This window comes from Lysobacter enzymogenes (assembly GCF_017168095.1).
Classification (GTDB): Bacteria; Pseudomonadota; Gammaproteobacteria; order Xanthomonadales; family Xanthomonadaceae; genus Lysobacter; species Lysobacter enzymogenes_D.
The window spans coordinates 1-5,841 of record NZ_LXSD01000498.1; the positions used below are offsets into that span (position 1 = coordinate 1).

At 73.1% G+C, this 5,841-nt stretch carries 7 protein-coding genes and 1 pseudogene; 3 read left to right on the plus strand and 5 right to left on the minus strand.

Annotation, left to right across the window (positions count from 1 at the left end; all coding sequences use genetic code 11):
* Window positions 1–20: 20 nt before the first annotated feature.
* The 3 genes from A7A76_RS20430 to A7A76_RS20440 are packed head-to-tail and all read left to right on the plus strand — an operon-like array spanning window position 21 to window position 3,473.
* Window positions 21–953, plus strand: a complete 933-nt coding sequence (locus A7A76_RS20430; protein ID WP_206413042.1) for a DUF58 domain-containing protein — start codon at window positions 21–23, stop codon at window positions 951–953.
* Window positions 946–2,991 (plus strand): transglutaminase TgpA family protein, encoded by a 2,046-nt coding sequence (locus tag A7A76_RS20435; protein ID WP_206413036.1) that lies wholly within the window; start codon window positions 946–948, stop codon window positions 2,989–2,991. The genes A7A76_RS20430 and A7A76_RS20435 overlap by 8 nt, the downstream gene beginning before the upstream one ends.
* Complete coding sequence (locus A7A76_RS20440; RefSeq protein ID WP_206413037.1) at window positions 2,988–3,473, plus strand: Slp family lipoprotein; 486 nt, start codon at window positions 2,988–2,990, stop codon at window positions 3,471–3,473. Before A7A76_RS20435 ends, A7A76_RS20440 begins: the two co-directional genes overlap by 4 nt.
* 107 nt (window positions 3,474–3,580) lie before the next feature.
* Here the strand turns inward: A7A76_RS20440 and A7A76_RS20445 are convergent, their stop codons facing one another.
* The 5 genes and pseudogenes from A7A76_RS20445 to A7A76_RS20465 all read right to left on the minus strand — a co-directional run.
* Window positions 3,581–3,934, minus strand: coding sequence for a histidine triad nucleotide-binding protein (locus tag A7A76_RS20445; protein WP_206413038.1), 354 nt, complete (start codon window positions 3,932–3,934; stop codon window positions 3,581–3,583).
* Window positions 3,935–4,072: 138 nt separating this feature from the next.
* Window positions 4,073–4,669, minus strand: coding sequence for a recombination mediator RecR (gene recR, locus A7A76_RS20450; protein ID WP_206413039.1), 597 nt, complete (start codon window positions 4,667–4,669; stop codon window positions 4,073–4,075).
* Window positions 4,670–4,700: 31 nt separating this feature from the next.
* Complete coding sequence (locus A7A76_RS20455) at window positions 4,701–4,934, minus strand: hypothetical protein (RefSeq protein WP_206413040.1); 234 nt, start codon at window positions 4,932–4,934, stop codon at window positions 4,701–4,703.
* Window positions 4,935–4,953: 19 nt separating this feature from the next.
* Window positions 4,954–5,274 (minus strand): YbaB/EbfC family nucleoid-associated protein, encoded by a 321-nt coding sequence (locus tag A7A76_RS20460; RefSeq protein ID WP_206413041.1) that lies wholly within the window; start codon window positions 5,272–5,274, stop codon window positions 4,954–4,956.
* Between the two features lie 137 nt (window positions 5,275–5,411).
* Window positions 5,412–5,841, minus strand: a pseudogene (locus A7A76_RS20465) (DNA polymerase III subunit gamma/tau); the annotation flags it as partial.

A 5,841-nucleotide genomic window follows, 5' to 3' on the forward strand; every position in this document is an offset into this window, starting at 1 on the left:
GGCGGCAGTGGCGCGCGCGCCTGCACGCCTGGACCCGGCCGCGCCGGCCCGAGGCGCTGCCGGCGCAGTTCGACCGCCGCCGCATCTACGTGCTGCCGACCGGATTCGGCGCGTTCTACGCGGCGTTGCTGGCGGCGATGATCCTGGGCGCGCTGAACTACAACAACAACCCGGCGTTCCTGCTGGCGCTGCTGCTCGGCGGCGCCGGCCTGGCCAGCCTGATCGCGGCGCAGCTGCAGTTGTCGGGCCTGCGCATCATCGCCGTGGACGCCGAGCCGGTGCCGGCCGGCAGCGCGATGCGGGTGCGCGTGCACGCGCGCGCCGCCGCGGACCGGGTGCGGCGCGGCCTGCTCGTCGACGACGGCCTCGCCGGCGAGATCGAGCCGGCGCGGCTGGACCTGGAACAAGGCGCGGGCGAAGCCGAACTGCGCATCGCCACCCACCGCCGCGGCTGGCTCGACGCGCCCAAGCTGCGGGTCTCCACCACCCGTCCGCTCGGCCTGGCGCGGGCCTGGTCGAACGTGTGGGCGGAAACGCCGCTGCTGGTCTACCCCGCGCCGGAAGCGCACGGCCCGCCGCTGCCGGTCGGCGGCGGCGACCAGACCGTGACCCGCCTGCATCCCAGCGGCGACGACGTCCACCACCTGCGCGGCTACCGCCCCGGCGACGCGCGCCGGGCGATCGCCTGGAAGCATTCGGCCCGGCGCGACCAGTTGCTGGTGCGCGAGTACGAACAGCCGCTCGGCGCCGACATCGAACTGGACTGGCAGCGCCTGCACGGGCTGGGCCAGGAGGCGCGGATCGCGCGGCTGGCGCGCTGGGTCGACGAGGCCGAGCGCGACGGCTGCCGCTATCGCCTGAGCCTGCCCGGCCAGCCCGCGCTCGGCCCCGGCAACGGCGTCGCCCACCGTCACGCCTGCCTGCGCGCGCTGGCGCTGCTGCCGCATGCTTGAGTCCGCGTCCTTCGATAACGCGACGGCCCCTGCGGCGCGCGCCAAGCCCGCGGCGGTTCCCCTCGAACCCGGCGCGCGGCGCTGGGCGCTGCTGGCCGGCGCCAGCTGCCTGTTGCCGCTGCTGCTGCAATTGCCGCCGTCCATCGCCGCGGTCATCGCCGTGGTCGGCCTCGGCGTCGGCGCGCTGTCGTGGCGGCGCGCGCAGCCGGCGCTGCTGCGGCTGGTGCTGGTGATCGCATTGGTCGGCACGGTGCTGGTGCTGGCGCGGTTCTCGTTCGGCCGCGACACCGGCTGCGCGCTGCTGGCGGCGATGTTCGCGATCAAGCCGGCGGAGACTTACACCCTGCGCGATGCGCGCAGCCAGATCGGCTTCGGCCTGTTCGGCCCGTTCGCGACCTTCCTGCTCGACCAGGGGCCGCTGTCGCTGGTGCTGGGCCTGGCCGCGTCGATCTTCGCCCTGGTCGCGCTGCAGCGCCTGGCCGAGATCGACACCCTGGCCGCGCCGGGCCAGCCGCGCGCGCCGGCGCCGCCGGTGCGCCAGCAGCTGTGGTCGGTGGCGCGGCTGATCGGCATCGGCCTGCCGCTGGCGCTGGCCGCGTTCTGGCTGTTCCCGCGCCTGGCCTCGCCGCTGTGGGGCGTGCCCGACCGCGCCCTCGCCCGCCCCGGCCTGTCCGACCGGATGGCGCCGGGCGAGATGGTCGAGCTGATGAACGACGAGACCGTGACCTTGCGCGCGCGCTTCAACGGCGACGCGCCGCCGACCTCGCAGATGTACTGGCGCGGGCCGGTGCTGTGGAATTTCGACGGCCGCACCTGGACCCAGGCCTGGTTCGGCGGGCTGCCGCCGGCCGGGTTCCAGGCCTCGGCCACGATCTGGGACTACGAACTGGAAGTGGAGCCCACCGACGACCGCCAGTTCGTCGCCCTCGACCTGCCGCTGGGCGCGCCGGACAACGCGCGGCTGAGCTACGACTACGGCATCTACGCGCGCCGCCCGCTCAACGCGCTGACCCGCTGGCACTTGCGTTCCTCGCCGCCGCGCCGGTTCGAAACCGACCTGCGCGAAACCCTGCGCCGCGCCGCCCTGGACCTGCCCAGCGGCTACAACCCGCGCACCCTGGCGCTGGCCGCGCAGTGGCGGCGCGAAACCGGCGGCGACGACGCCGCCATCGCCCAGCGCGCGATGGACATGTTCCACCGCGAGTTCGCCTACACCCTGGCCACCCCGCTGGCGGGCCGGCATTCGGTCGACGAATTCCTGTTCGAGCAGAAGGCCGGCTTCTGCGAGCACTTCAGCTCGGCGTTCGTGGTGCTGATGCGCGCCGCCGGGGTGCCGGCGCGGGTGGTGACCGGCTATGCCGGCGGCTACTACAACCCGGTCGGCGGCTACTGGCTGGTGCGCCGCTCCGACGCCCACGCCTGGGCCGAGGTGTGGCTGCGCGGCCGCGGCTGGACCCGCATGGACCCGACCGCCGCGGTCGCGCCCGAACGCATCTACGACACCCTGGCCGACCGCACGCCCGGCGCCGGCGGCCTGTTCGGCGGGATCGGCGCGGCCACGCCCTTGTTCAACCTCGGGGACTGGGCGCGGCGCGGCTGGAACGACTTCGTGCTCGGCTTCGACGCCAGCCGCCAGGAACGGCTGCTGCAGCCGTTCGGCGTGGACCGGCTCGACGCCCCGCGCCTGGTCGCGCTGTTCGTGCTGTTCGCCAGCCTCGCCGGCGCCTGGATGGTGTGGCTGAGCAGCCGCGGCGAACGCCAGCGCGATCCGGTCCTGCGCGCCTGGCACGCGCTCGGCCGGCGCTATCGCCGCCTGGGCCTGGAGCGCGCGCCGCACGAGCCGGCGCTGGCCTGGGCTGAACGTGTCGCAAAGGCGCGGCCGGATCTGGCCGCGCCGCTGCGCCGGCTCAGCCAAAATTTCAGCGATTGGCGGTACGCTGGCAGCCAAGCCGGGCGGCGCGAAGCCCGAGAACTGCGCAACGAACTGGTCCGGGCCCTACGCGCGCACCGCCCGGGCCGTACAGGAGAACCTCGATGAAGCTCCGTCTTGCCTTGTTAGCCGCCGGCGTCGCGCTGCTCAGCGCCTGCGTCTCGGCGCCCCAACCCCTGCAGGGGACGTTCACCGCGATCACCCCGTCCGATGCGGCGGCCCGCGACGCCACCGGCTCGCTGGTGCGCTGGGGCGGCCGCATCGTCGACGTCGAACCGCAGGCCAACCGCACCTGCTTCGAGATGATCTCGACCCGCCTGGGCGACACCGGCCGGCCGTACTGGGCCAGCGACGACACCGGCGGCCGCTTCCTCGCCTGCCGCACCGGTTTCTACGACCCGGCGCTGTTCGAGAAGAACCGCGAAGTGACCTTCACCGGCCGCATCGCCGGCTACGAGTCGCGCCGCATCGGCGAGTACGACTACCGCTTCCCCAAGCTCGACGCCGAAGTCGTCTACCTGTGGCCGGTGCGCCAGCAGGTCGACGTGATCGAACGCCCGGCGCCGTGGCCGTGGTGGGGCTGGTGGTAAGACCAGCGCGCAGCGCAGGCTGCGCGGCGCGGATGCGACGAAGGCGCCTTGCGGCGCCTTCGTGCGTTTCGGCCCGTGTTGATCGGGAGCGTCGGAACACCCCGCGCTCAGCGCGGCGTGCCGAAGCGGCCGAGGTGGTCGCCGGCGAGCAGGTGCAGGTGCAGTTGGAACACGGTCTGGCCGCCGTGTTCGTTGCAGTTCATGACCACGCGATAGCCGTCCTCGGCGAAGCCCTCGCGCTTGGCGTACTGCGCCGCCGCGTAGGCAAGCTTGCCGACCACGGCCGCCTGTTCGGGCTTCAATTCGTTGAGCGTGGCGATCGGCGTCTTCGGCACGAACAGCACGTGCACCGGCGCCTGCGGGGCGATGTCGCGGAACGCGATCAGCTCGTCGTCTTCGTAGACGATGTCGGCCGGCAGTTCGCGGCGGATGATCTTGCCGAAGATGGTCGGGTCGGTCATGGCGGTGGGATCAGGGAGTGAGGATCGGGAGGATCGTAGCAGCGCGGCGCGACCGGCAAGCTTCGCGATCGCCGAAAGGCCACCGCAGTCGCGAAACCACCATTCGCCGCGCCCGTCGCTGCGCTTGTTCCGCGGCCCTCAACCCACTTCCGTGCGGCTGCCGAACGCATGCGACAAGGTGCCGCGGTCGACGTATTCCAGCTCGCCGCCCAGCGGCACGCCGTGGGCCAGCCGGCTCGGCTTGACCCCGTGCTGGCGCGCCAGCTGCGCCAGATAGTGCGCGGTGGCCTCGCCTTCGACGGTGGGATTGGTGGCGATGATCAGTTCCTGCACCTCGCCCTCGCCCAGGCGCGCGGCCAGGGTGTCCAGGCCGAGCTCGCGCGGGCCGATGCCGTCGAGCGGGCTGAGCCGGCCCTGCAGCACGAAGTACAGGCCGCGGTAGCCGGTGGCCTGCTCGATCGCCAGCCGGTCGGCCGGCGATTCCACCGCGCACAGCAGATGCGCGTCGCGCGAGGCGCTGGCGCAGGTCGGGCAGACCTCGCTTTCGCTGAAGTCGCGGCAGCGCACGCAGTGGCCGATTTTCTCGATCGCCTCGCTCAGCGCCTGGGCCAGGCGCTGGCCGCCGCTGCGCTCGCGCTCGAGCAGGTGGTAGGCCATGCGCTGGGCCGATTTCTGGCCCACGCCGGGCAGCACCCGCAGCGCGTCGATCAGTTGTTCGAGCAGGGCGCTGCTCATGCGCGCGCCCCGCCCGCGGCGGCGACGGCGTTCACTCGGAGGTGGTGAAGGTGCTGCGCGCGGCCGGCTCGCGGTTCATCGAGCGCACCACGTTGAGCACGACGATGGCGCCGAGCAGCGGCAGCAGCCAGACCATCGCGGACTGGATGCCCTTCTGCGCGCCGGTCAGGTCCGGCTCGCGCCAGACCGCCCAGGTGGCGTACAGGTCCAGGCCGAACAGGCCGGCCGCGACCAGCGCGGCGGTGATACCGATATGGAAGCCCATGGGATTGGTCTCGCTTGGCTCAGAACGGCAGCTTCATGCCCGGCGGCATCGGCATGCCGGCGGTGGCCGCCGACATCTTCGCCTGCGACTCGGCGTTGATCTTGTTGACCGCATCGTTGAACGCCGCGGCGATCAGGTCCTCGACCATTTCCTGGTCGCTCAGCACGCTGGGATCGATGCGCACCTTGCGGCACTCCATGCGGCCGGTGACGGTGACGCTGACCATGCCGCCGCCGGCGCTGCCGGTGACTTCGATCTTGGCCAGTTCTTCCTGGGCGCGCTGCACGTTTTCCTGCATCTTCTGCGCTTGTTGCATGAGTTGGGCGATGTTGCCGCGCATGGTGGTGGTCCTGCTTTGTCGTGAAGAAAGGGGGCTGGGCGGGCCCGAGCCGGGCGCCGCCAGTGAAGCGCGGCGCGATGTCGGTTCAGGTGTTGGGCCGGCGGCGGCCGCGCGCAAGGGGCGGCCGCGTGGCCCGCTCAGGGTTCGTCGAAGGGGCGGATCGAATCGGGCACGACCTTGGCGCCGTACTGCTCGATCAGCCGGCGCACGTCGGGGTCGTTCATGAACATGTCCTCGGCCCGCGCCTGGCGCTCGTCGCGCGCGCGCAGGTTGCGCTCGTGCACCGACTCGCCGTTGCCGGCGGCGCCGGCCGATGCGGCTTCGAAGCGGATCTGCGGCGCCGCGCCCAGGCGCGCGGCCAGGGCGTCGGCGACCAGCTTGACCAGCGCCGGCGCCTTGAGGTGCTCGTCGTTGGGGCCCAGCGCCAGGGTCAGCACGCCGTCGGCGTAGCCGAGGAAGGCGGCGTGCTCGGCCAGGATCCGGGCCGGGCCGCGCAAGCCGCTGCCGTCGATCAGCGCGTGCCAGGCGCGGTCGTCGGCGATGCCGGCGCCGGCCGCGGCGGCGCGC